Raw genomic sequence first — 25,381 nt, forward strand, 5'->3', positions numbered from 1 at the left:
ACAACACCGCCGTGAAACACTCATCATCACCACACCACGCCAAACCATCTGCAGCCAAGGCCGTGCTCACTGCTGGACTCGCAGCCGCATTGTGCGCCGCGCTCACCATGCCCGCGCTCACGAGCACGCATGCAGACCAGCCCGCCACAACGAATGTGGAGGGTCTGGCGGCCCGGTTCACCGACGACGATCTGTTCATGGTGAACAGCGCCGCGGATTCGTCACGCCGCATGTACGCGGTGTCGCGGAACGGGACGTCGCATATGCAGCTCGACGGCTCGCTGCCGTTCACCCTCGACGTCAGCTACACGCTCAACGGGCCGAATGTGCCGGTCGACAGACTGAACAACGCAAGTGGCATGGTGGGCGTGCACGTCGTGGCACGAGTGAACGACCGGGCCGGCGACGGCATGCAGCGGCTCGGTCGCCAGATGCGCCCGTTCGCCTTCCTCTCCATACCGAGTGCGGCAGTGGGCGACATCTCGGCCTCCGACGGCGTGGTCGTGCAACGCGACGGTTCGGCCATCACCATCGCCGCGACCGCGGAGCCGGGTTCTACGCTTGACTTCCACGTGTATGCCGACGCCAAACGTTTCTCGATGAGCCCGGTGGCGCTCGCCGTGCTCCCGCAATCCGCGCCGACCGGCTACACTGCGCAGCTGCAGTCATTGGCTCGGAATTCGACCACCTTGGTCAATTCGATCACCGGCGAGAACAACGACGATGCGAATGCGAGACTCATCGGCGAACTCGAACGATTGCGCGAGCAGGAACGCGTGCTGGCACAGCAGCAGATCGCGCAGGCCGATGCCGCGCACAAACGCGCATTCCACGAATACATGGCGGCATACGTCAGCTCATATACCGCGCATCTGAGCGGTTCTGTGGGCAATTCCACCCAGTTGACGGCGCTCATGGGCACCGCGGGCGAGCTGAACGGAGACACACCCCTGGCGCGGGCGGTCACGAATCTGGCGAGCGCGGTCAATGCGCGCAGTGACGCCTACCAGCACACCGGTGCGGCAGACGAGGTCGACTGGATCATCCGGCGCATCAGACAACGCGGCACGCAGGGGCTGACGGCCGAGCTCTCCCAGCGTGCCGGCATGAACTCCCGCGATGGCGCGCAGAACTACGCGGCGGGGCAGAAACAGCTGTCGAGCGCGATGATTCCGTATTCGATGGCGTATACGGATGCGTATACGGAGAATCTCAATGCACTGACCGGCGGCGATGTCTCGCGCGCGCAGGCTATGGGTGCGCAGGCCATTGCGCAGACAGACGCGCAGTTCGGTTCGAACAGCACGCTCACCAGCGACCAGACCAAGGTGGATGCGGCGATGAACGAGCTGGCACAGGCGCGCGAGCGCACCGGTGCCTCGAGCGCCGACCGGCAGATTGCCTTGCGGTACGCCGACCGTTTCTCAAATGCAGCTGCCAACGCCTCTGGGGCCGCGCAGAACGCTGGCTTGGGCACGCCAGTCTCCGCAATCGCATCGCAGGTGTACGACGGCTGGCTCGAACATTCGATCGGCGGGAAGATCGTCGGGGCGCGCACCAAGGCGATTGCCGATGCGCAGGCCAAGGAACGTCGCCAGCAAGGCGACGACGCTCAGGCGGGAGCGTCGCTCGTCGTGGCGTCCGATGACGATGCCGCCGCTGACGTGAGCAAATTCGCCGGCTCTGCAGCCGCTGGACTCGGTGTGAAGGGCGGCGGAGCGAAGGACGATGCCGCGCATCACAGCAGTGATGCCGGTGGCAGCGGCACCCCGCATCGCGAGCGCGTTCCCGAAAGCGAGCGCTTGGCCACGCAGTTCGGCGTCTCCGATCTTGCCAGCGGCCTCGTGCTGCATGCCGACCCCTCGCAGGTCGTTGACGAGACCGTGATCATCGGGCAAGCGCAGCCGTTGCTTGAGGCGGGAGCCGCAATGAGCGGGCCATCGGGCGGCCTGGCATCGCAGTTGGCGCACGACACTGCGGACCACTGGCCGAATCTGCGTCTGCTGCTCGTGCGCCCCACACTGTGAGTCGATTCTTGAGCACAACGCGATTGGCCTCCGACGACCCTTCTGGGCACGTCGGAGGCCAATCGCGTATATGAACGGGGCTATGCCGTCAGTTGTTCGAGCCGCCGTTCAGCGAGCTGTTGCCCTGTTGCACGATCGCTTTGAAGAAGTCTGCATTCGTCATCGTCTTCTTCAGGCGCGGCACGAGCGTCTGATAGGCCTGCTCGGGCTCCAGGCCGCCAAGCAGGCGACGCAGGCTGTACAACACCGGAAGTTCCTGCGGGTTCGTGATGAGCTCCTCACGGCGGGTGCCGGAAGCATTGATGTCCACAGCCGGGAACAGGCGCTTGTCGGCCAGTTCGCGACTCAGACGCAGCTCCATGTTGCCGGTGCCCTTGAACTCCTCGAAGATCACCTCGTCCATCTTCGAACCGGTCTCCACCAGGGCCGACGAGATGATGGTGAGCGAACCGCCGTTTTCGATGTTGCGGGCGGCACCGAAGAACTTCTTCGGCGGGTAGAGTGCCTGGGCGTCCACACCACCGGAGAGGATGCGCCCTGAGGCAGGTGCCGCGATGTTGTAGGCACGGGCGAGGCGCGTCATGGAATCGAGCAGCACCACCACGTCCTGCCCCAGCTCCACCAGGCGCTTGGCGCGTTCGATGGCGAGCTCGGCGACGATGGTATGGTCGGAGGCCGGGCGGTCGAAGGTGGACGAGATGATCTCACCCTTCACGGTGCGCTCCATGTCGGTGACCTCTTCCGGGCGTTCATCGACGAGCACGACCATGAGGTGCACCTCGGGATTGTTCACAGCGATCGCATTGGCGATGTTCTGCAGCGTGATCGTCTTGCCAGCTTTCGGCGGAGAGACGATCAGGCCGCGCTGGCCCTTGCCGATCGGCGAAACGATGTCGATCAGGCGGCCGATGATGCGGTTCGGCGTGGTCTCCATACGCAGGCGCTCGTCGGGGTACAACGGCGTGAGCTTGCTGAAGTTCGGGCGATCCTGTGCCTCTTCCACGCTTAGGCCGTTGATGAGCGTGATCGACTGCAACGGCATGAACTTCTGACGCTGGTTGCGGCGCTCGCCCTCATGGGGCGCACGCGTGTAACCGCGCACGGCATCGCCTTTGCGCAGGCCGTACTTCTTGATCTGCCCCATCGACACATAGATGTCGTTCGGTCCGGGCAGGTACCCGGAAGTGCGAATGAACGCGTAGGAATCGAGCACGTCGACGATGCCGCCGACCTCCACGAGATCCTCGGTGTTCTCCTCGCGACGCTCATTGCGGTCGTTGCGATTGTTGCGCTCATTGCGATTATTGCCACGTTCGTCGCGGGAACGGCGTTCGTTGCCCTCCTCACGCTCCTCGTAGTCACGTTCGTTGCGGTTCCTGCGGTGCTGGCGGTTCTCCCTGTCGGCACGCGCATTTGAACGGTCGTTGGTGCGGCTTCCGCGCTCGCCACGGCGATGCGCATGCTCCTCGTGACGTTCGTCACTCTCGTCGTCATTCGCACTCAGCGGCAATGACGAGAGAATGTCGTCTAGATCCGGCTTGGCTTCCGCATCCGGTTCACGCACGGCCGCCGCTCCTGCACGCCGCCGCGTGGGCAGTGAGTCCACGGCACCGCGACGGCGACGTGGCTGCTCACCGCCGCGCTCTGCGTGCTCGGGCAGATTCAGCGTGCTCAGCAGCTGCTCGGCGGCGGACGTCTCACCATTGGTCGCAGCCTGATCCGCAGATTCCATCTGACGGCGCTTCCCGCGCACGCGGCGACCGCGAATCTGGGTCATCTCCTCTTCGGCGGGCAGGGCGGCATGGCCCTCCTCCTTCACCTGGGTAGGCTGTTCGGCAGCAGACTCCTCGACTGCCTTTGGCTCGCCGGCCTTGCGCACCACGCGTCGGGCACCGGTCTTGCGAACCGGAACGGAGACTGCATCATCGTGCCCTGCGGGCTGTTCCGCCTGTGCCGGTGCCGTTTCGCTCTTCGCCGACGACTGCTTGGCGCGGGCCTCTTCGATCGCTGCCACCAAGTCGCCCTTGCGCTTCGCAGAAAGACCGCGCAAGCCAAGTTCCTTGGCGATCTCCTTGAGCTCAGGCAGCTTCATCTTACTTAAATCTTGGCTATCGGCCACGTTGTTGTACCTTCCCTAGGCCATACGCATACCAGCGCGCTATGGCAGAAAAAGAAATTGAACCGCATACACGGGTTCGTGTGAATGAATACACACACGGTACCTCAATATCGAGACGAAATGCGTGTGGCGCCCATGTTGTGAACATGGGCGCCACACGCGAACGCAGGTATCTGCTTGTATTTTATGGAACCATCACTTGGATTCGTGATACGACTTGTCGGTGTTCACCGACCACACGTTGTTCTTCGAGGTCTTGTGGGTGCGAATGTTGTCCACCGCCTCCATCGACGTGGCCATCGAATGGTCCATGTTGTTGTAGCGGTGCTGTCCGTTGCGACCCACACAGTACAGATTACCGAACGAATCAAGGTATTCCACGAGCTCGGGCATCTGGTCGTAGGTGTCGAAGTAGGCCGGGTATGCCTTCTTCACACGCTCGCGGTGCGAGTCGAGCACGTCGTCCGGGCCTGCGATGACGCCCATGCGGGTGAGTTCGTGAATGGCGAACTTCGTGGCGTCTTCGTCGCTCATGTTCCAGAACTCATCGCCTTCCTCGCAGAAGTATTCGAGGCCGATCCACACCGTGTCGTCCACGTCCTTCACCAGGTATGGGCTCCAATTATTGAAGATCTGCAGGCGACCAACCTTGTAGCCCGGGTCCTGCACGTAAATCCAGCAGTCCGGTACAATCGGCGGATTGCCCAGCGTCGGGATGTCGGTGGTGTTCTTGAGCTTCAAATGCTTGACCAGCAGGCCGACCGTGACGAAATCGCGGTATGGCAGGCCTTCGGCAATATGGCGCATGTCGGACGGCACAGGCTGCTGCTCGGTGTCCATGGCCTCGACCAGGTCCTTCACCGGCATCGACGAGATGAACTGGTCGGCCTCGAGGGTCTCCTGCGTGCCATCGGAATGCCTCACGAGCACCGAGGCGATTCGGCCGTCGGCACCACGATTCACACCGACCACCTTGGCATCGGTCTTCACCTTGACCCCACGGGCCTCGCAATTGTCTTTCACCGTCTCCCACAGCTGCCCCGGCCCGAGCTTGGGGTACCAGAACTCCTCGATGAGCGAAGTCTCCACCTCGCTGTTGTCGCGCTGCTTCGGCATCAGCTTCTGCACGGCATTCTTGAGCACCTCGGAGATCGAGAGGCCCTTGACGCGCTGCGAACCCCAATCCGCCGAAATCACCGAGGGGTGACGCCCCCACAGTTTCTCGGTGTAGCCTTCGAAGAACATCGAATAGAGCACGCGCCCGAACCGGTTGATGTAGAAGTTCTCCAGATTGTCTTCCGGAAGTTTGTGCACCATCGACTTCAGGTACGAGAAACCGGCCTTCATGGTAATCTTCGGGCCCATCGCCTTGAGCGTATCGAGCGACAGCGAGATTGGGTAGTCGAGGAAGTGCTTGTTCCAGTAGATGCGCGAGACACGATGGCGCTTGAGCATCACTTTGTCTTCAATCTCAGGGTCCGGTCCGCCAGGCTCCAGATCATGGGTGTCGCGGCCGAGTTTCTTGTCGTCGTATGACGGAGCCCCCTGCAACGGCAGCGTCTCCTGCCACCAGTCCATGATGCGCTCGTCCTTCGAGAAGAAGCGGTGGCCACCGATGTCCATGCGGTTGCCATCGTGCTTCACGGTACGGGCGATGCCGCCGAATTCCTCGGATTCCTCGAGCAGCGTCACATCATAGGCGTTCGAACCGTCCTTCACCAGCTCCCATGCTGCGGTGAGACCGGCAGGGCCTCCACCAATGATGACGACCGATTCTGGTTCGTTCGTGGTCACGATGAGATCCTCCTTCATTGAGGGTATGCATATTGCAAGGACGATCGGGGAACGCCCTGCCTGAATCATTCAAGTCAAACCGTAAAGCCGTTACCAGTCTAGTGCGTGCCATGACCTAGGCATGCGCTCATACCGTTGTGAGTGGACATCGCGGCCGCACATGCCCGAATGGCATGCTGCAGTGCGCGAACGGCCGTCATTGCATGTCTTCGGGTATGTCGATGTCGGTCTGCTGCACCTCTTCGACGTTGACGTCCTTGAACGTCACGATGCGCACGTTCTTCACGAAACGACTGGAACGGTATACATCCCACACCCACGCATCGGAGAGCTGCACATCGAAATACACGTCCTGTCCGGCGGACCGCACGTTGAAATCGACCTTGTTCGCCAAGTAGAAGCGTCGTTCCGTCTCCACCACGTACTTGAACAGCTTGATCACGTCACGGTACTCGCGGTACAGCGCGAGCTCGGCATCGGTTTCGTAGTTGTCGAGATCTTCGGCACTCATGCTTGAAGTTACTCTTCCTGTTGAGAATCGTTGGCATTGCGCGACGACATGCGGTCATGACCGAGTCGGCGCCACCATGCCTTCTTCGATTTGTTGCGTTCCGTACTGTTGTACGGCCACGTATTCTCCGACTCGATGTTGTCCTGTGCGATGCGAGCGGAGTCGGACTTCATCTTGTCGCCCATGGTTGTCTCGTCTTGCGCCTCGTCACTGTGTGCCTCCGGCTGCGAGGCGATGGTGTCAGACAGTGCCTGCTTGCGGATTGCGGTGGAATGCTGGTGGAGCAGCAACGCCTTCTCCATGCCGGGATTCGTGGTGATCACGTGCATGCCGAAGGCGTCCATGGCACGAACCGGGTCGTACTCGTCGACCAACGTGTCAAGCACGTTGAGATCCTGGTACTTGTTGTTGGCCTCGTCCCACAAGGCGTCGCGCGAGGTGCCGGACGGCACGAACCCCAGCGACTGGTACACCGAGTAGGAACGGGTGTTCTTCTCGGGCACCGCCACCCAGATGCGGTGGAGTCCAAGGCCTTCGGGTTCGTCGGCGAAACCATATGTCATCACGCGCGGCATCGCATCACGAGAATAGCCGCGACCGCGGTATTCCTTGCCCAGAATCACCTGGATGCGGGCGGAGCGCGCCCAACCGTCGATGTCGATGAGGAAGATCATGCCAATGAACTCGGTGGCGGTGTGCTCGTTGACGGTCTCATCCTCATGCTCCTCGGGAACGGTGAGCATCGCCCATGCGATGGTGCGGCGCGATTCCGGGTCACCGATGCCGGATTTCCGGGACTCGATGCCGTCGACCCACGCCTGTGAACGGCGCACCCAGGCCTGCACGGCGGCGCGTTCCGCCACGCGGTCCTTTCCCGTCACACCGGAGGCGTTCACGTAGGCGTCCAATGCGTCCATGGATGCCAAGTCGCCCACCGAAGCCGGTCGCAGGTACACCATCTCGCCCTGTATGCACGGGATTGTGATCTGCGATGGCAATTCACGCGAGCGTGCGGTACCTTCCCCCGAGTCTCCGTCCACTACTGCTGTCATGTCGTTTCCATCCTTGTATATGGGCATCCCCATCTTTCAACCTTTATATGTTACCCTAGCGCCTTGTCTGAGGCAACGCCCTCACTCTTGCGAACTATTTCGCCCATCACACCGCCCCCATGCGTACAAATCTTCCGTGCCTTCCGCGTCTTCCGTATCTTCCGTGTCTTCCGATAATCTGCGTAAAAAGAGACAGATGCATGCGTCGAATCGTCCCTTTTTACACAGGATTCCTTTACGCGAGGATCGATTTACGTAAAAAGAGACAAGCACGTGCGATCAACCGTCCCCTTTTACGCAGAGATTCTCTGTTATGCAGAGATTCCCTTTCGCAGAAGACCGGGTGCAGGGTGGAACGCAGAAGGCGCAGCGGAGGCCATTGAGGCCGCCGCTGCGCCTTACGGTGTCTGTAGTCGGGTGAGACTCAGCCCTTGATCTTCTCCATGACGATCTTGGTGACCGCCTTGGCATCGGCCTGGCCCTTCGTGGCGCGCATGACCGCGCCGATGATGGCGCCCATCGGCTTCATGTTGCCGCTCCTGAGCTTCTCCACCACATCCGGGTTGGCCGCCATGGCCTCATCGACGGCCGTCTGCAGCATGCCATCGTCGGAGACGACCTTGAAACCGTGCTTCTCCACGATCTCGGCAGGGGTGCCCTCGCCCTTGAGCACGAGTGCGACCGTCTGCTTGGCGAGCTTGTCGTTGAGCTTGCCCTCGGCGATGAGCTTCTCCACATCGGCCACTTCCTGCGCGTTGATCGGCAGCTCCTCGAGCGAGATGCCCTTGGCGTTCGCCTCGCGGGAGAGCTCGCCGAGCCACCACTTCTTGGCACCGGCAGGCGACGCACCGAGCTTCACCGTCTCCTCGATGAGGTCGAGCGCATCGGCGTTGATCACGTCGCGCATCTCCACATCGCTGAACTTCCATTCGGCCTTGAGGCGGTTGCGGCGCTCACGCGGCATTTCCGGCATCTCGGCCTTGAGGCGTTCAATGTGCTCCGGGGTGATGTGCAGCATCACCAGATCCGGGTCCGGGAAGTACCGGTAATCGTCGGCGTCCGACTTCACACGGCCGCCGGCGGTGGCCTGCGAGGCCTCGTCCCAGTGGCGCGTCTCCTGCAGGATCTCGCCGCCGTCGTTCAGAATGGCGGCCTGACGGCGAATCTCATACTGGACCGTACGTTCGATGCCGCGGAACGAGTTCACGTTCTTCGTTTCGGAACGGGTGCCGAATGGATCGTCGGGGGAACGGCGCAGCGAGACGTTCACGTCCGCACGCATATTGCCCTGCTCCATGCGGGCATGCGAGATGTTGAGCGCACGCACGATGTCACGGATGGCACGCATGTATGCACCTGCGATTTCCGGGCCGCGGTCGCCAACGCCGGTGATCGGCTTCGTCACGATCTCGATGAGCGGCACGCCCGCGCGGTTGTAGTCGACGAGCGAATGGTCGGCGCCTTCGATGCGGCCGTCGGCGCCGCCCACATGCGTGTTCTTGCCGGCGTCGTCTTCAATGTGCGCGCGCTCGATCGGCACGCGGAACACGGAGCCGTCTTCGAGCTCGACATCGAGGTAGCCTTCGCCGTTCGTCGGCTTGTCGTACTGCGAGATCTGGTAGTCACGCGGCATATCCGGGTAGAAGTAGTTCTTGCGGGAGAACTGGCTCCACTCGTTGATCTGGCAGTGCAGGGCCAGACCGAGCTTGATCGCGTAGTCCACCGCGGTGGCATTGAGCACCGGCAGCGAACCCGGCAAACCGAGGCTCACCGGCGTGAGCTCAGTGTTCGGCTCGGCGCCGAACGAGATGGGTGCCGGGCAGAACAGCTTGGTGCGTGTGCTCAGCTCAACGTGGGTTTCCAAACCGATAACCGGGTCGAATTCCTTGACGGCTTCGGAATACTTCATCAACTTTTCAGCCATAATCTAACTTTCCTCCGCCTTCAGTCGTTGATCGAATCGAGCCATGGGGTCTTCAGCGACTTGAAGATCGGCCCGTTCCACTCATCTTCCAGCGCGGCCTCCAATGCGGCGGCCGGCTTGTACATCACTTCGTCGCGCTGCTGCGGGGCGATGAACTGGATGCCCACCGGCAGACCGTCGTCCGACAGGCCGGCCGGGATGCTCATGGCGGGCACGCCGGCGAGGTTGGCCGGAATGGTGGCGATGTCGTTCATGTACATGGCCAGCGGGTCGTCCATTTTCTCACCGAACTTGAACGCGGTGCTCGGGCTCGTCGGGGAGATGAGCACATCGGCCTGCTTGAAGGCGTTCTCGAAGTCCTCGATGATGAGCGTGCGCACCTTCTGCGCGGAGCCGTACCATGCGTCGTAATAGCCTGCGGACAGCGCATAGGTGCCCAGGATGATGCGGCGCTTGACTTCGTCGCCGAAGCCGGCCTCACGGGTGTAGGCCATCATGTTGGCCGCCGTCTGCGCCACATCCTTCGGGGGCATCACGCGCAGGCCATAGCGCATGCCGTCGTAGCGGGCGAGATTCGAGCTCACCTCCGACGGCATGATGATGTAATAGGCGCCCAGAGCGTACTTGAAGCGCGGGCAGGAGACCTCGACGACCTCGGCACCCATCGCCTCGAGTTTCTTCACGGCCTCGTTGAAGCGCGCCTCGACACCGGGCTGGAAGCCTTCGCCGCCGAGCTCCTTCACCAAGCCGATCCGCATGCCCTTCAGGTCGCGGTTCATGCCCTCGCGGGCGGCTTTGGCCATGGGGCGCGGCCCCTGCGGAATCGACGTGGAGTCACGCTTGTCATGACCGCCGATGATCTCCTGCAGCAATGCGGAATCGAGCACGGTGCGCGAGACCGGGCCAATCTGGTCGAGCGAGGAGGCCATGGCTATGGCGCCGAAACGGGAGACGCCGCCATAGGTGGGCTTGACGCCAACGGTACCGGTCAATGCGCCCGGCTGGCGAATGGAGCCGCCGGTGTCGGTGCCCAGGGCCAACGGTGCCTCGAAGGCGCTCACGGCAGCCGCGGAGCCGCCGCCGGAGCCGCCGGGCACGCGCTCGACATCCCACGGATTGGCCGTATGCTGGTAGGCGGAATGCTCGGTGGAGGAGCCCTGCGCGAACTCATCGAGGTTCGTCTTGCCCAGCAACGGCATATGCGCCGCCTTGAGCTTCTCGATCACCGTGGCATCGTACGGGGGAACCCAGCCCTCGAGAATGCGCGAGGCCGCCGTGGTCTCGATGCCCTTCGTCACGATCATGTCTTTGATGGCGATCGGCACACCGGCAAGCTCCGGCAGTTCGGCCTTCTCGGCATCCGAAAGATTGTCGAAGGCGTCGGCCTGCTCCAGCGCGGCCTCGCCGGCGACCTTGAGGAACGCCTTGATCGTGGGCTCCGCGGCGTCGATCACCTCGAGCTCGGCGTTCACCAAGTCACGGCTCGACACCTCCTTGGAACGCAACAGTTCGGCCATCTGAACGGCCGAGAGCTTCACCAGTTCGATTGTGGCGGTATTCGTCATATCACTCCTCCCCCAGAATTCGAGGTGCCACGAACATGCCGTCCTCGGCAACAGGGGCTCCGGACAGCGCCTCGGCCTGCGTCAACGGTGTCGCAGGAACGTCGGGGCGCAGGTAGGCCTCAAGCGGCACAGGGTTCGCCGTCGGCTCCACATCGGCCGTGGCGACCTCCTGCACGGAATCGATGGCGTCTGCAATGACATTGAGCTCACTTTGCATACGAGTGATTTCCTCGTCGGTGAGCGCGATTCGGGCCAGATCGCCCAAATGTACTATTTCTTCGCGTGTGAATGTAGGCATAGCCCCAACTATACGAACCAAATGTGACGAGGCCTCGACCGTTTCACTGAAAACGGTCGAGGCCCCGTATCACAGGCCTCTCCACCTCGGGAGTGCTCATTCACCTCACTTCATTCGCACATCACTTCACATCGCGCCGATCCATCACGATCACACCTGCGGCGTAGACCACCACGGCCCAGGCGAGGTAGATCAGGCCAGCCCACCCCCAACTCGGCTGGAACGGATGCGTCGCGCCCATCGACAGTTGCGCGCTCGCGCTGTTCGAGAACGAGTTGGCGCCCACACCTGTGAAATAGGTGAGCGCGTTCGCAGGCAGGCAGTTGTTGAGGGAGACCACCCAGGTGAATTTCTCGCCGAGCAGCTGCACCATCTGCAGCATCGACGGCACGATCATGAACAGCACGACCACGCAGAGCACGCCGCCGGCGGTCGAACGGCACAGCGCACCGAAGCCCATCGACATCACCGCGCCCAACGCCATCGCCAACGGTATGCCAAGCAGCGTGACCCACGGCATCGCGGCCGGCATCTCGGCATTGCCGGTGCTCACCGACGAGCCCATCATGATCGCCGCGCATCCCCACGCCAGCAGCATGCCGACGAAGGAGGCAAGGAAGGTCACGACGGCGAGCACCAGCGCCTTTGCATTCATGAACATGGTGCGGCGCGGGTTCACCGTGAGCGACGTGATGATCGACGAACTCGAGAACTCGCTGGTGAGCACCATCACGCCGAGAATGCCGACGATCAGGAGCACGTTGTCGGCGCCGGAACTGACCGCGGCCCACAGGTCCTCGTTGCCGAGCGGCATGCCGTCGCCCTGCGATTCCACGAACCTCATGAGCCAACCCATCATCAGGCTGTTGACGGCGAAGAACACAATGGCGAGCACCAACAGCACGTAGGTGGACGTCACGCTCCACACCTTGCACCATTCCGCTCGCAATGCGCCGCCAAAGCCCAGTCGCCTGGCATGCGACGCACCATGCGCTGCGCCATGTGCCGCACCGGGGACCGTTCCTGACGGCGTTCCCGTTGGATTCGCTGATTGCATGGCACCACTCATCGCGCCCCTCCGTTCCCCATGTTCTGCACCGGCATGTTCTGCATTGGCATGTTCTGCGGAATCTGCGCACCGGCCGCCGTCATCGGCGCGCTCACATACTGTGCATGCGCGTGCGTGAGTTCCATGTATGCCTGTTCGAGCGAGACCTGCTCGCGCGTGAACCGGTACGCGACGATCTGCGAGCGCGCGAAGCCATGCGCGACGGCGGCGAAATCGGCGCCTTCGATTCTGAATGCGCGCGAGTCCGCCGGGTAGCCGTCTTCCACGGTGGTCTCCGTGATGCGCACGCTCGGCGAGTTCGCGAACATCGCCTGCATGCGCTCGGCATCGGGCGTCACCACGGAGAGCAGATCGCGCGAATGCTCCTCCACGAAATCACTCACTGTGGTCGTCTGCAAAATGCGGCCTTCGCCAATGATGACCAGATTGTCGGCCGTGAGCGCCACCTCGCTCATCAGATGCGAGCTCAGCAGCACGGCGCGCCCCTCGGCCGCGCAATTGCGGCACAGGTCGCGCACCCATTTGACGCCTTCGGCGTCGAGTCCGTTCACCGGTTCATCGAGCACGAGGTTCTTCGGGTCGCCGAGCAGCGATGCGGCGATGGCGAGTCTCTGGCTCATGCCGAGCGAGAATCTGCCCGCCTTCGTCTTTTTCACACTGGCCGGGCCGGTGAGGTCCATCACTTCGTCGACGCGCGATTTCGAGATGTTGTTCGTATATGCGAGCGAGCACAGGTATGCGTATGCGGACCTGCTTTTCGGCGCGTATTTTGCGTCGAGCACTTACTTGGCGCCAGACATTTTCGTAACGCCTTGTATTTCAATCACCCGGGCACAGTATCACGCCAACGCCGTCGGATGCGGCCACCTGTCCACTTTTGCCAGACACCCGTGGCTGCGAATGCCCGTGGCGTACGCCATACGCGTACGGGTGCGAACAGATGGCGTCCCACTGCGCAGCGCGGGACACTGCAATGTGGGCAGACTGTGCGATGTGAGCAGATATACGGTGTCGGACTACGCAATGTGGGCATGCTGCGCGATCCACGCATGCATGGTCACGGCGGCCGCCGCACCGGCGTTGATGGAGCGCACCGAGCCGAATTGGCTGATGTACACGACGTCGTCGGCCAACTCGAGCGCCTTCTTCGACAGGCCCGGTCCCTCGGCGCCGAACAGCAGCAGGCAGCGTTCGGGGAAGCGGTAGGTCTCCATGGGCACCGCGCCGTCGATGATGTCCATGGCGATCACCTTGGCGTTCTGCGCAATGTTCAGGTCGTGCCGCGCGTACACCAGTTCGCGGGCGGCGTCAGCGGGACTCAGCACGCCGGCTTGGGCCGCCGTCTGCGCCGTCTCGATGCGCTGGCGCGCCTCGGTGCGTTCCTGTGCGATGCGCGCGTGCCAATCGTCCACGCAGGCGCGAATCGACGGGTGATGCACCACATGCTGGTACAGCTCGGTCATGAGCGCGCCTTTGCGGTTCCATTTGTGCGGACCCACGATGTGCACGCGGTTCGCCGTGAAGGCATTCGCCGTGCGCACCATTGAACCGATGTTGAAGTCGTGCGTCCAGTTCTCCACGGCCACTTCGAACATATGGCGCCCGCGGGCGTCCAAATCGGCCTTGATCGCCTCGACCGACCAGTACCGGTACCGGTCGAGCACGTTGCGGCGGTCGCCTTCGTCGAGCAACGCGGCATCGAATCTGGGGTCGTCCGGGCGCGGCTCCTGCAGGTGCATCTCGGCCCATGGGCCGACCCCCACCTCACGGAATTCAGGCTCGCCGGAGGCCTTGGCCAGCACATCGATCGGATTCGGCTCATGCATGGCCCATTCCCTCCCTTTTCGGCTTCCAGTGCAGATCAGCGCAGCTCAGTGCAGCTCGGATTCCCGGAACACCTCGATGAACGGCAGTTCCGCCGTGCTGTCGTCGGCCGGATTCACCACGCGGATCACCGGATCCACCATATCCACACCGCCAATGAGCGAGGCCACGGCCACCACTTCGGCGCCCTGGGCCTCAACGATGCCGAAGTCGAGGCTCAGTTCGTTGCCGTTGCGCAATGTGACGAGCGAAGAGGTCTGCACATACGACTTCTCCGACAGCCATGCGTCGAGCAGCAGCACGCGCTTGCCTTCGATGGACGGCCCTTTGATCGAGGGGAACACGAAGTCCATCACGAAACCGTTGAGGTCCTCGCCACGCGAGGCGGCCGCGTGCATCATCGCGCACACCATCGGCACGGCCGCGGCGGTCAGCGCGCCCACCGCGTCGAAATCATCCACCGAATAACCGGCTTCCTCGATCGTGTCGAGCAGAATATGGCCGATCAGCGAGGCGCCATGGGAGTCGAACGTGACGTCGGACAACTCGGAGAACGGCCGGTCCGCCATATGCTCGCGCAGCATTCGTTTGAGCTGTTCGCGCGGCTCCATGGCGGAGAAATCCACCGCCTCCTCGCGGCTGACGGTGCGGCTGGCGGCCTGCTCGCTGTTCGAAACGCCGGTGGGGCGGAATCCCTGTGACTGACTCATGGTTCCAGAGTAATCCGCGAACCCGATTTCGCCGCCAGGTCCGCAATGCGCATGCTCATCCCCGCGACGTATGGGAATGCTCAGCGCTTCCGCGTACAGTATGGGTATACACGAAGCCGAACAGGAAGTGCCATGACTCTCAACACATTCATCGCGGCGGTCTGCGTGGTGGTGGCGATCATGCTCACCATTGCGCACATCCGCTTCTTCTTTGGCGAGGAAACCCACAAACAGCAGGGGGAGCTGTTCCACCAGCCGCCGCACGACGAGGCCGCACCTGTGTCCGCCGGCGACACGTTGCGCACACGGCGGCGCGACAACGCCGCGGACCTGCGCATATTGCGCAAGCAGATCATTGTGGGCGCGGCGCTCACGCTCGTCGTGGTGATTCCGATTCTCATTCACACCTTCGCCCCGCATTGCCCGCTCGGACCCCTCGTGGACCCATGGTGGCAGGCGGTGCTCATCACGCCGGTCATGTTCTACAGCGGCTACCCGGTGCATGTGGACGGCTGGTCGTCACTGGCGGACCGTCGCCCGAACATGAACACGCTCGCATCCATAGGCACGATCGCCGCCTACGCCTACGGCCTGCTCATCTGCTTTGCCGGCGACCTGTTTCCCGCGGGCATGCGCATGTCGTATTTCGCCATCGTGGGCATTGTGATCACGCTGGTGTTGCTGGCGCGCCTCGTCTCCGACCTGTATCTGCCGCAGCAGCCGGCGTTCCCGCTGCAGTTGTGGGTGGACCGTTTCTCGTTCGTGTTCGTGCCCGTCGTGATCATGATCGCCCTGTGGACGTTCGTGGCATGGCTGTTGTTCGGCAGGCAGCCGGCGCTGCCGATGGCGCTGCTCACCGCGATCTCGGTGCTCATCATCGCCTGCCCGTGCGCGCTCGGCTGGGCGGCGACGCTTGCCGCCGTGTTCGCGAATGAGAACGCAGGCCGCCATGGTCTGCAGATTCATTCCCTTGGCTCACTGCAGATCGCCCGTCACCTGACCGACGTGCTGTTCGCGCAGGAGGCGGCATCGCGCTGCCAGGAAGACATTCGCCGACTCCAGCAGGCCGGCGTCTCCACTTCGGTCATCGATGCGGACGCCGTGGACGACGTGCTCGCCACCGTGGATTCCATGCGCAAACTCGCCGTGTCGCTCGGCCAACGCCCGGTGGTGGCGTTCGTGGGCGACGGCCCGACCGATGAGCGCATTCGCCACGCCGTCGACATCACGCTCGAGGTCGGCGAGGCGAAGGAAGGCGAAGCCCATGGCCATGCGGATGTCATCGTGGATTCCCGTTCAACCATGGCGGTGAGCGATCTGCGCAATCTCTCCCACGCGATGATGGCGAATATTCGCGAGAATCTGGTGTGGACCTTCGCGTTCAACATCATTGGCATCCCGATTGCCGCCGGCGTGCTCTACCCGTTCACCTCGTGGCTGCTCGACCCGTCGTTCGCCGCGATCGCGATGATTCTCAGCTCGCTGTGCGTGCTGGTCAACTCGCTGCGCATGCGCCACTACAACCCGGAACGGGCGTAGTGACTCAAGGCTTGCAGATTCCCTGAAACACGCAGAAGGCCCGCGCGGATTGCGCGGGCCTTCCCTATATCAGTCGCCATATGGCGATTCGGATCAGGCGTCCTTCTGTTCGCCGTCATCCTTCTTGTCGTCAACCGTGATCTGGGAGTCTCCAGGGTTCGGGTCGCCTTCCATCGGGTTGTGCGTATGGTCGGTGAGCTCGAGGTGCTCGCCACCGGTGTGGTCCACCAGCACGGTGTCACCGTCCTTGATCTCGCCGGCGAGCAGCATGCGTGCCAGCTGGTCGCCCACCTCGGTCTGCACCAGACGGCGCAGCGGACGCGCACCGTATGCCGGGTCGTAGCCGGTGTCGGCAAGCCATTCGCGTGCCGCTTCGGTGACGTCGAGCGTGATGCGACGGTCGGTGAGGCGCGAAGCCACCTGCTTGACCTGCAGGTCGACGATCTTGCCGAGCTCCTGGCGTGTGAGCGGGTGGAAGATCACCATGTCGTCGAGACGGTTGAGGAACTCCGGACGGAACTGGCTGTGCACCGCGTTCATCACGGCGTCCTTCTTCTGCTGCTCATCCAGGTCGGGGTTGACCAGGAACTGCGAGCCGAGGTTCGACGTCATGATCAGGATCGTGTTCTTGAAGTCCACGGTGCGGCCCTGACCATCGGTCAGGCGGCCGTCATCGAGCACCTGCAGCAGAATGTCGAAGACCTCGGAATTGGCCTTCTCCACCTCGTCGAACAGCACCACCGAATACGGACGACGACGCACGGCCTCGGTGAGCTGGCCGCCCTCCTCGTAACCGACATAGCCCGGGGCTGCGCCGATGAGACGCGAGACCGACGACTTCTCCATGTACTCCGACATGTCGATGCGGATCATGGCCTTCTCGTCGTCGAACAGGAATTCGGCGAGCGCCTTGGCGAGCTCGGTCTTGCCCACGCCGGTCGGGCCCATGAACAGGAACGAACCGGTCGGGCGATTCGGGTCGGACAGGCCTGCACGCGAACGGCGCACGGCGTCGGAGACCGCACGAACGGCTTCCGGCTGGCCGATCACGCGCCTGTTGAGGTATTCCTCCATGTTGAGCAGTTTCTCGTTCTCGCCCTGCATGAGACGGCCGACCGGAATGCCGGTCCATTCGGAGACGATGCCGGCCACCGAATCGGCGTCCACATGGTCGGGGACCATGGGCTCATCCTCATGGGCGAAGTCGGCTTCCTTCTCGGCCTCGTGCTCGGCTTCGGTCAGCTGCTTCTGAATGGCCGGGATCTCACCGTACAGAATGCGGCTCGCCTTCGCCAGGTCGCCTTCACGCGTGGCCTTGTCGGCCTCGACGCGCTTCTCGTCGAGCTGCGCACGCAGGTCGCCGACCTTGTTGTGGCCTTCCTTCTCGGCGTTCCAACGGGCGTTGAGTCCTGCGAGCTTCTCGCGGGCGTCGGCCAGTTCGCTCTGGAGCTTGGCGAGGCGCTCCTTGGAGGCCGGGTCCTCGGCCTTCTTCAGCTGCATCTCCTCCATTTCGAGGCGCGTCACCTTGCGCTGCAGCTCGTCGATCTCCTCGGGCTGCGAGTCGAGTTCCATGCGCAGGTGCGCAGCGGCCTCGTCCACCAGGTCGATGGCCTTGTCGGGCAGCTGACGACCGGTGATGTAGCGGTTCGAGAGGGTTGCGGCGGCCACGAGCGCGTCGTCGCCGATCGTCACCTTGTGGTGGGCCTCATAGCGCTGCTTCAGGCCACGCAGAATGGCGATCGTGTCCTCCACACTCGGCTCGCCCACGAACACCTGCTGGAAACGACGCTCCAGGGCCGGATCCTTCTCGATGTTCTCACGGTATTCGTCGAGCGTGGTGGCGCCGATCAGGCGCAGTTCGCCACGGGCCAGCATAGGCTTGAGCATATTGCCCGCGTCCATCGAGCCTTCGGCCGCACCGGCACCGACGATCGTATGGATCTCGTCGATGAAGGTGATGATCTGGCCGTCGGACTGCTTGATCTCGTCAAGCACGCCCTTGAGGCGTTCCTCGAATTCGCCGCGGTACTTGGACCCGGCCACCATGGAGCCCAGGTCGAGGCTGATGAGGCGCTTGTTCTGCAGTGTGCTCGGCACGTCGCCGGCCACGATGCGCTCGGCGAGGCCTTCCACGACGGCGGTCTTGCCCACGCCTGGCTCGCCGATCAGCACCGGGTTGTTCTTCGTGCGGCGGCTCAGAATCTGGATCACACGGCGGATCTCCTGATCCCTGCCGATCACCGGGTCGAGCTTGCCTTCACGGGCACGGGCCGTCAGGTCGGTGGAGAACTTCTCCAACGCCTTGTACGAGGCCTCGGCGTCCGGGCTCGTCACCTTGGCGCCACCGCGCACGTTCGGGATGGCCGCGCGCACCTTGTCGGCCGTGATGCCGTTCTGCTCGAGAATCTTGGCCGCCTCGTTCGGGGCGGCGTCGAGAATGCCCAGCAGCAGGTGCTCGGTGGAGATGTACTCATCTCCCATGTCCTTCATTTCCTTGCTGGCGTCGGCCAACGCGGTGGTCAGCTGGCGGCTGGCCGAAGCCTGCGCGGTCGACGAGCCGGAAGCGCTCGGCAGCGAGACCAGGGCATTGCGCACCTGCGCGCCGATCGTCTGCCTGTTCGCCCCCACGGCCTCGATGAGACCACCGATGACACCGTTCTCCTGACGCAGCAGCGAGTCAAGCAAATGCAGCGGCTCAACCTGCGGGTTGCCGGCGGCCGAGGCGCTCTGCACCGCGTCGCCCAAGGCCTCCTGAGCCAAAGTCGTATATTTCTGTTCCATATCATCCTCCATATTTCGCCGGGCCCGCGAATGCGCGACCAGGCGAAGTCGTCATCTGATATGTTCAACAACGGCCCGGCACGGTTATTCCCAAAACTTGAGTGATTCTGACTCAAGTTTTAAAATATGCCCCGCAGCGTCGCTGCCGACATATGTCACTGCCATTGTGGCGCGAAACGAAGGAAGGCTACCCGCGTTATGCGGATAGCCTTCAAAAATCACAGCGAACACCCAGCTTGCGGGGAATCACTCCCCCTGCACGACCACGTTGCGCAGTTCGCCGATGCCCTCGACGCGAACAATCGCCTCATCGCCGGGCTTGAGCGTGCCCGAGGCGTTCGGCGTGCCCGTCATGATCACATCGCCCGGCAGCAGCGTGGAGAAGCTGGAGATACCGGCAATCTGCTCGGCGATGTTATGGATGAGATTCGCCGTGGTGCCGCTCGCCGCAGGAACATCCTCGCCGTTGAGCGTGAAGCCGATCCTGGCGTCGCGCCAGTCGAACTCGTCCTTCGTGACGATCCAGGGGCCCAGGGGGCAGGAGGTGTCGAAGCCCTTCGCACGCGTCCACATCGGGTCGGAGCCCTGCAGGTCGCGCAACGTCACGTCGTTCACGCAGGTGAAGCCGAGCACATAGTCCATCGCCTTGTCCACCGGCACGTTCTTGGCGATGCGGCCCATGACCACGGCCACCTCAGGCTCGTAGTTCATGTCGTGCGAATACGTCGGGTACACAATCGGGTCGTCCGGGCCGATCACCGAGGTCGACGGCTTCGTGAAGATCACCATCTCAGCCGGCGCATGCGCCTGCGGCGACTGGTTGTGCTCATGCATGAACTGCGCATGCGCCTCGTAGTTCTTCGCGAGCCCGTACACCTTCGACGGGATGACCGGTGCGAGCAAACGCACGCCGTCCTCGTCGAGCGCCACACGCTCGCCGGTCGGCGTCACCTGCTGGAGCAGGGGGTGCCCGTCGAGCACCACGAGGTAGTCCTTGCCGTCGGTGGCGTCCTTCTGCACGAAGGCGTACTGCGGCGTGTCATTGCGGGAAAATCGTGCAAGTCTCATACGCCTCAGTCTACGCCCTGGTTTCACCGGACGCACCCATCGGGTCGGAACCGGCGTCGCCATGCGGTGCCGAGAGCTTCCTGAGTTCGCGCGACAGCTCGTCCACCTGGCGTTCCAGTTCGTCGATGCGGCGCACCTGCTGGGCGATCAGCACATCGCGTATATCGCCACGTGAGCCAATGGCCTGCGGCGCGAACGAAGCATCGATATGCGTGGGGGCGCGCAGATCGGCCATGACGGCATTGCCTCGCTTGCCGCGGGGTTGTTTCACCGTTGTCGCCGCCACGTTCATTTGCCTGCGCCACCGTGCGATGGCGCATTCGATGCGCTTGTAGCCAATGAGCGAGGGGTCGAGCCCGGCTTCGCGGAACAGTTGGACCGGCGACTCCCCTTGCGCGTACCGCAGCACGCAGTCGACCTTGAACTCCTCGGTGTAGATGATGCGGTTACGCGTGGCATCCGCCACCGCAGGCAATGTTTTCAGGTACGCGACCTCTTCGACGCTGAACGCGCCGCCCCCGCTTGCCACCTTTGGCCCCCTCTCCCAGACCTTCGATCTGCTGCTTTCAATGTACCACTGCGACAATCGGCACCGCAATGTCTGGCACACGCTGCATGTCGACAACATCGGCAACCGATAAGCCGGAGAAACATATGGTTGTGCCCGCCTCCTTGCGCAAGGAGGCGGGCACAACCTATTACGAGATATCAGTTCATCTCTCAGCCGCGAAGCTGCTGCTTCAGGCTGTGGGAGCGCACAGCGATGAGCGCGGCGGCTCCACCGATCAGCAGGGCCACCACGACCAGCATCGTGATGCCCGCCGCACCGGTGAGCGGCAGCTGCGTGATGGACTTGACGTTCTTCACCTGAATGGGGGCGGTACCAGAGGCCTGCGTGGCAAGACCCAGCAGATTCTCACCCGTGTCCAAGTTCCAAGATGCCGAGGTGACATCATCCGTGGTTGTAGAAGTGACAGTAGCGTTGAACACGGCCTTGAAGTTGGACGAGTACCTACTCAACACATCGGTTTCCGTGACCTTGTACGTGCCAGTAGGAAGACCATAGATGACGATGCTGCCGTCCTCCTGGGACGTAACCTTGCTGACGGTCCCGTTGCCACCATTGGGCGCATAGGTGTAGGTGTTGTCCGTGTGCTGCACGAAGTTGAGAACTTTGCCCTGAGCATCAGTGAGCTGGAATTTGGCGCCTGCCGCACCGTTCTTGTCAGTGTCTTCCACGCCAACCTTCTTGAGCTGGAGCTGGCTCACGGCACGTGTGATCTCCTCGGTGCCTCGCCAATCAGTGGGGTCATCTCCGCCGACGTTGACCTTATTGGAGACGGTATCCAGCGCATCGCTGTTCACCGTGGCCGCATAGGTCACCGTCACCTGCTTGCCGGCCAATTCAGGATGAGCGGTTGCATACTCTGTCAAATCCACAGTGAAGATGTTGTTCTTGCCATTGCCTTGAATCGGGAATCCCTCAGTGCCGGTGATCGTAGTCCCGTTCAAATCAGCGCCGGTGAAGCCTTGAACCACGAAATCGGTACCATCAGTCAGCTGAGTACCATTGACAAAGACCTTGATGTTCTTCTCACCCGTCGCTGGATTATCGACGGTCAGGCCGAGACCCGGCGTATCGATGATGTAGTGATATTTCACGGTGCTCGTTGCATCATGTGCCGGCAGTGTGGAGGTGATGGTGTAGTGAAGCGTGTCACCGACCTTCAGCACTTTCGGATCGTTGGCGTCGATGGTCTTATGCGGCGTAGGCACGACCATCTTCACATTCAGCTTACCCAGCGTAATGGTGCCGCTGGGCTTCTGGGCGATCGACGTGTACTCGGCCACCGTCGATGGCATGATGGCCGGCGCCACTTCAGCGTCCTCAGCACCGCTAGTGCAGGTCACAAGATACCAGCCCGGCTGCAGACCAGTAATCGTGGCAGATGTCGCTCCAGGTGCCACCGTTGCCTCATGGGTGCTGTTCAGTCCGCTACCTGCCAGCTGCTTCGCAAGCACACGGAGCTGCGAAGACGAAAGCGTGGTCACGAGCAGGGCCAGATTGTTGTCGACCACATTCGCGGCAGTCAGATCCACATCCGTCGTCCAACCTGCCGGATTGGCGTCATTCAGGGCGTTAATGGCCTTCTTCAGGGCCGCATTCGCGGCTGCAGGGGTGCTCATCGCCAAATCGTTGATTACTCCATTTGCGCCCGTGGCATCCGTGAACGTCGCCAACTGGTAGGCCTGGAACGTCTGGCCTTCCAATGCCTCATTGATCGTGATGGATTCAGTAGAACCTGTGAGTGGGGCTGCATTGGCGGTTGCCGCGCCAATCGCCAGGGTGCCGAGCGCCGTTGCCGCGGCGGCCACCCCTGCGAATACTCGTTTGAGATTCATGTTCATTCCTTCTCTGTTGTGTCATGGGCTGTGACGCCCCGAACGCACGCATCCTCTCGGACACGCCGTGCAATGCCCGACGCAATGCGAGGGGCATAACACACATCTTGATATTCTGTTCAGTTGTTCCTGCGCCTCACAGGCGAAGGAGGTGCGGCCGGGCCTGCTTGGCCCAGCCACGAAGTCATAGGGCATCAGAGCATGTGACGCCTACGCCAAGCGGATATGCCTACTGCACTCAGGACAGCCAACGCACCCAAACCGCCAGCGACTGCGAGCCATGCCAAAGGCGTGGCACCCTGTTCACCGGTGAATGGAAGCTGCGACACCGCAATCCAGTGATTGGTGAATGCGGCAAGATCCTTGTTGGATTCGGTGTCGTCAGTGTCGTTGACACCGTAGCGATAGGTCACTCCGGTCGGGATCGTGTCCCCCTCCGTGGGGACGTGGACAGTGACCGTCACCGTGACCGCGTCCATGTCCGCTGCCCATCCTGCGCTGGGGGAGGGGGCGTTCTCCCTGACATTGAAGGTGTACATCGCATCCGCGCCGAGCTGTGGGGTTGCCAACTTGATCGATGTGTCAGCAAAGGTTCCAGTCACCTGCGTGCCATTGGCGAACCGGTCGCCGAGTGTCAGCGTCGCGTCCGTGAATGGCGTACCGTCCGCATTGGTCACACCTTCTGCGGTGACCGGTGACAACGTGAACGTGAAGTCCTGATCGGTGTCCGTCCCTTGGACGGTCTTGCCGACGCGGATCTGATTCAGGTTGAAGCTGATCGCGGCCGGATAGTTGGTCACGGTCGAACTGTATTCACCGGCTGTATTGGCGGGAATCGTGATCGGCTTCGTGTAATGCGTGTGGAATCCGTCCACTGGCCGTTCGGTCACGGTATATGTGCGGTCAGCAGCCGCTTTCGGGATGAGTACTGTCGACGTCCAGTTTGAGCTCTTACTGATGTCAATGTCTGAATAGCCGGTGCACTTGCCATCCGTGTCCATGCACGTCACGTCCACAGTGACCTTGTCCTGTTCAGGATTGGTCGCGATCCACGCCTTGTCGATGCTCAACCTGGCAAACTGCGTAGTATCGACCTGGATGACCGGGTGCGGGTATTCAGTGCCTTCGACTGGGCCCTGTTGTTCGCCATCCACGCGGGGCGTGTAGTCGATCGTGGCCCTCTCGTTGCTCCGGAAGCCTGACTGCCTAGCCGACGAAGCACCGGTGTCATCATCGCCCTTGGTATCGCCATACCCGTTTTTTCCGGCATTGACGTTGGCCGCATACTCCTCATAGGCCTTGGCCGAAGGGACGATCTTGTACTCCAACGAATACGTGTATCCGTCCTTCAACACATACCCTTGAGGGAACGAGATGGATATCGTCTTCGACCCCGGCTGTGCGATGGTATAGTCTGTCAATCCGACCTCGGACGGGTCCACCTTCTTGCCATCCTTGTCACGGATGACCAGCTCCGCGTCGAAGTTCTGCGCATTTGGTTTCGAGAACTCGACGTAGTCCGACAGTGTATCCGTCATCGTCACATCCTGGTACGCGGTGCCGGACGTGACGATACTGATGATCTCCTTGAAGATCGTCTGCAGATCGGTGCGGGCGGACACCGCATAGTAGTAGGTTCCTTCTACTCGGTCATGGGGTTCGCTCATGCTCTGCGCTTTCGGATAGTTGCTCGACACGTAGTTCATGAACTTGTTGGCGTTATCCGTACCACTCGGATCCGCTCCCGGCATGGCGCCGATGGAAATAACTTGGGAATGGTCGTTCTTGAGCTGCGCCGCAGCTTTGATCGCGTTGTTGGCGATCTTGGCTTCGAATCCGTCGCTCGACGTGGGAGAACCATCGCTATAGAAGACGGTCAGTTTCTGTGCACCGGGGCGGCCCGAATTCAATTGCTTGACCGCATGCTGCAAGCCGAAGTCGGCTCGCGTGGCACCGCCCGCTTTCAGCGAGTTGACGGCGGCCTGTTCCTTCTGCAGATCCTCAGGCGTCCAAGCCAAGGAGTGCACCGTCTGGGAATAGTTATAGTTATACCCGTCCTCATTGTACGTGTCGTTGCCGATTTTATCGGAGTTCTTGCCTGCATACTTGATCAGCGCGACCTGCACCTTCTTGCCGGGGTCGTTGATACGCTGGTTCTGATCCTCAACTTGGTCCAGGAAGTACGTGACCGCATCCTTCAACGCATCCAAGCGAGTCTCCTCGCTCTGCTTCGATTTATAAAATTGGACGTCTGGTGATACACTCGCACTCGGTCCTCCGATCCAATTATATGTGACTGTATACTTCTGCCCAGCCGAATCTTGATCTTGCCATGTCGTGCACCGTCCCCAACTTATCGCAGAACACCTTACAGCTTGGTAGCTTCCATCTTTCTCGACATAATACGTGGAGATGGGATTCATGGATAGCAGCTCCACCTCATTATAGACGAGCTTGCCTGAGAGTTCATTCATACTGCCAGATACATCCAGCACGAGGGCGATGTCGAGCGGGACGACCTGCTGCTCAGTGGATTCGTCGGACTTGCCCGTCACATCCATGCTCAGCGTGTATGTCCCGTCATCGTTCTTGGAGATTCGCTTGGTGTGCTGTGGAGCGTCCACGTTCCCAGCACTCGCGGTTGCGGCTTGGGGGTCCGCCGTCGCGGCCGGCTGCCTATCGTCGGCAAAGGCGGCC

General features: G+C 61.9%; 18 protein-coding genes and 1 pseudogene. 2 read left to right on the forward strand and 17 right to left on the reverse strand.

Annotated features, from left to right (window positions below; genetic code table 11):
- The first annotated feature begins 62 nt into the window (after window positions 1-62).
- Window positions 63-2,027, forward strand: coding sequence for a hypothetical protein (locus OGI63_RS13290; protein ID WP_004219126.1), 1,965 nt, complete (start codon window positions 63-65; stop codon window positions 2,025-2,027).
- Between the two features lie 88 nt (window positions 2,028-2,115).
- Here the strand turns inward: OGI63_RS13290 and rho are convergent, their stop codons facing one another.
- From rho to OGI63_RS13345, 12 genes and pseudogenes are all read right to left on the reverse strand, one after another.
- The gene (rho, locus tag OGI63_RS13295; protein ID WP_012619799.1) at window positions 2,116-4,146 is read right to left on the reverse strand and encodes a transcription termination factor Rho; all 2,031 of its coding nucleotides are present in this window, start codon (window positions 4,144-4,146) and stop codon (window positions 2,116-2,118) included.
- A gap of 195 nt (window positions 4,147-4,341) precedes the next feature.
- Window positions 4,342-5,958 (reverse strand): NAD(P)/FAD-dependent oxidoreductase, encoded by a 1,617-nt coding sequence (locus OGI63_RS13300; RefSeq protein ID WP_004219124.1) that lies wholly within the window; start codon window positions 5,956-5,958, stop codon window positions 4,342-4,344.
- 178 nt (window positions 5,959-6,136) lie between these two features.
- On the reverse strand, window positions 6,137-6,451 hold the full coding sequence (locus tag OGI63_RS13305) for a DUF2469 domain-containing protein (protein WP_004219123.1): 315 nt from the start codon (window positions 6,449-6,451) through the stop codon (window positions 6,137-6,139).
- An 8-nt stretch (window positions 6,452-6,459) separates the two neighbouring features.
- Window positions 6,460-7,503 carry a GNAT family N-acetyltransferase gene (locus tag OGI63_RS13310; RefSeq protein ID WP_004219122.1) on the reverse strand — a complete coding sequence of 348 codons (1,044 nt, stop codon included), beginning with the start codon at window positions 7,501-7,503 and terminating at the stop codon, window positions 6,460-6,462.
- Window positions 7,504-7,927: 424 nt separating this feature from the next.
- Window positions 7,928-9,427, reverse strand: coding sequence for an Asp-tRNA(Asn)/Glu-tRNA(Gln) amidotransferase subunit GatB (gene gatB / locus OGI63_RS13315; RefSeq protein ID WP_004219120.1), 1,500 nt, complete (start codon window positions 9,425-9,427; stop codon window positions 7,928-7,930).
- Between the two features lie 20 nt (window positions 9,428-9,447).
- Window positions 9,448-10,992 carry an Asp-tRNA(Asn)/Glu-tRNA(Gln) amidotransferase subunit GatA gene (gene gatA / locus OGI63_RS13320; RefSeq protein ID WP_004219118.1) on the reverse strand — a complete coding sequence of 515 codons (1,545 nt, stop codon included), beginning with the start codon at window positions 10,990-10,992 and terminating at the stop codon, window positions 9,448-9,450.
- Window position 10,993: 1 nt separating this feature from the next.
- A complete protein-coding gene (gene gatC / locus OGI63_RS13325) occupies window positions 10,994-11,290 on the reverse strand; it encodes an Asp-tRNA(Asn)/Glu-tRNA(Gln) amidotransferase subunit GatC (RefSeq protein ID WP_004269234.1) in 297 nt (98 codons plus the stop codon).
- Between the two features lie 121 nt (window positions 11,291-11,411).
- Window positions 11,412-12,209, reverse strand: a complete 798-nt coding sequence (locus tag OGI63_RS13330) for an ABC transporter permease (RefSeq protein ID WP_004219115.1) — start codon at window positions 12,207-12,209, stop codon at window positions 11,412-11,414.
- Window positions 12,210-12,355: 146 nt separating this feature from the next.
- Window positions 12,356-13,141, reverse strand: coding sequence for an ATP-binding cassette domain-containing protein (locus OGI63_RS13335; protein WP_004219114.1), 786 nt, complete (start codon window positions 13,139-13,141; stop codon window positions 12,356-12,358).
- Window positions 13,142-13,375: 234 nt separating this feature from the next.
- The gene (locus tag OGI63_RS14295) at window positions 13,376-13,684 is read right to left on the reverse strand and encodes a TrmH family RNA methyltransferase (protein ID WP_371308728.1); all 309 of its coding nucleotides are present in this window, start codon (window positions 13,682-13,684) and stop codon (window positions 13,376-13,378) included.
- A gap of 53 nt (window positions 13,685-13,737) precedes the next feature.
- Window positions 13,738-14,185 (reverse strand): annotated as a pseudogene (locus OGI63_RS14300) (RNA methyltransferase); the annotation flags it as partial.
- Between the two features lie 45 nt (window positions 14,186-14,230).
- Complete coding sequence (locus tag OGI63_RS13345) at window positions 14,231-14,893, reverse strand: hypothetical protein (RefSeq protein ID WP_004219111.1); 663 nt, start codon at window positions 14,891-14,893, stop codon at window positions 14,231-14,233.
- A 132-nt stretch (window positions 14,894-15,025) separates the two neighbouring features.
- Here OGI63_RS13345 and OGI63_RS13350 point away from each other — a divergent pair, with 132 nt between their 5' ends.
- On the forward strand, window positions 15,026-16,432 hold the full coding sequence (locus tag OGI63_RS13350) for a copper-exporting ATPase (protein ID WP_004219110.1): 1,407 nt from the start codon (window positions 15,026-15,028) through the stop codon (window positions 16,430-16,432).
- Between the two features lie 93 nt (window positions 16,433-16,525).
- On the opposite strand, the gene clpB is transcribed toward OGI63_RS13350, so the two are convergent.
- The 5 genes from clpB to OGI63_RS13375 form a co-directional block, all read right to left on the reverse strand.
- On the reverse strand, window positions 16,526-19,213 hold the full coding sequence (gene clpB, locus OGI63_RS13355) for an ATP-dependent chaperone ClpB (protein WP_004219109.1): 2,688 nt from the start codon (window positions 19,211-19,213) through the stop codon (window positions 16,526-16,528).
- 246 nt (window positions 19,214-19,459) lie between these two features.
- Complete coding sequence (locus tag OGI63_RS13360; protein ID WP_004219108.1) at window positions 19,460-20,281, reverse strand: fumarylacetoacetate hydrolase family protein; 822 nt, start codon at window positions 20,279-20,281, stop codon at window positions 19,460-19,462.
- A 10-nt stretch (window positions 20,282-20,291) separates the two neighbouring features.
- Window positions 20,292-20,810, reverse strand: a complete 519-nt coding sequence (locus OGI63_RS13365; protein WP_004219107.1) for a hypothetical protein — start codon at window positions 20,808-20,810, stop codon at window positions 20,292-20,294.
- Between the two features lie 191 nt (window positions 20,811-21,001).
- Window positions 21,002-22,684: an isopeptide-forming domain-containing fimbrial protein gene (locus OGI63_RS13370; protein ID WP_004219105.1), complete on the reverse strand. Its 1,683-nt coding sequence runs from the start codon at window positions 22,682-22,684 to the stop codon at window positions 21,002-21,004.
- A 194-nt stretch (window positions 22,685-22,878) separates the two neighbouring features.
- Entirely contained in the window at window positions 22,879-24,894 is a 2,016-nt protein-coding gene (locus tag OGI63_RS13375; RefSeq protein WP_004269236.1) for a Spy0128 family protein, read from the reverse strand.
- Window positions 24,895-25,381 lie beyond the last annotated feature (487 nt).

The organism is Bifidobacterium sp. KRGSERBCFTRI (genome assembly GCF_025908335.1).

Coding starts and splice junctions, on each gene's coding strand:
- OGI63_RS13305 (WP_004219123.1), bottom strand. CDS start 6,451: ATGAGTGCCGAAGATCTCGACAACTACGAAACCGATGCCGAGCTCGCG.
- gatA (WP_004219118.1), bottom strand. CDS start 10,992: ATGACGAATACCGCCACAATCGAACTGGTGAAGCTCTCGGCCGTTCAG.
- gatB (WP_004219120.1), bottom strand. CDS start 9,427: ATGGCTGAAAAGTTGATGAAGTATTCCGAAGCCGTCAAGGAATTCGAC.
- OGI63_RS13310 (WP_004219122.1), bottom strand. CDS start 7,503: ATGACAGCAGTAGTGGACGGAGACTCGGGGGAAGGTACCGCACGCTCG.
- OGI63_RS13300 (WP_004219124.1), bottom strand. CDS start 5,958: ATGAAGGAGGATCTCATCGTGACCACGAACGAACCAGAATCGGTCGTC.
- OGI63_RS13345 (WP_004219111.1), bottom strand. CDS start 14,893: ATGAGTCAGTCACAGGGATTCCGCCCCACCGGCGTTTCGAACAGCGAG.
- gatC (WP_004269234.1), bottom strand. CDS start 11,290: ATGCCTACATTCACACGCGAAGAAATAGTACATTTGGGCGATCTGGCC.
- OGI63_RS13360 (WP_004219108.1), bottom strand. CDS start 20,281: ATGAGACTTGCACGATTTTCCCGCAATGACACGCCGCAGTACGCCTTC.
- clpB (WP_004219109.1), bottom strand. CDS start 19,213: ATGGAACAGAAATATACGACTTTGGCTCAGGAGGCCTTGGGCGACGCG.
- OGI63_RS13370 (WP_004219105.1), bottom strand. CDS start 22,684: ATGAATCTCAAACGAGTATTCGCAGGGGTGGCCGCCGCGGCAACGGCG.
- OGI63_RS13350 (WP_004219110.1), top strand. CDS start 15,026: ATGACTCTCAACACATTCATCGCGGCGGTCTGCGTGGTGGTGGCGATC.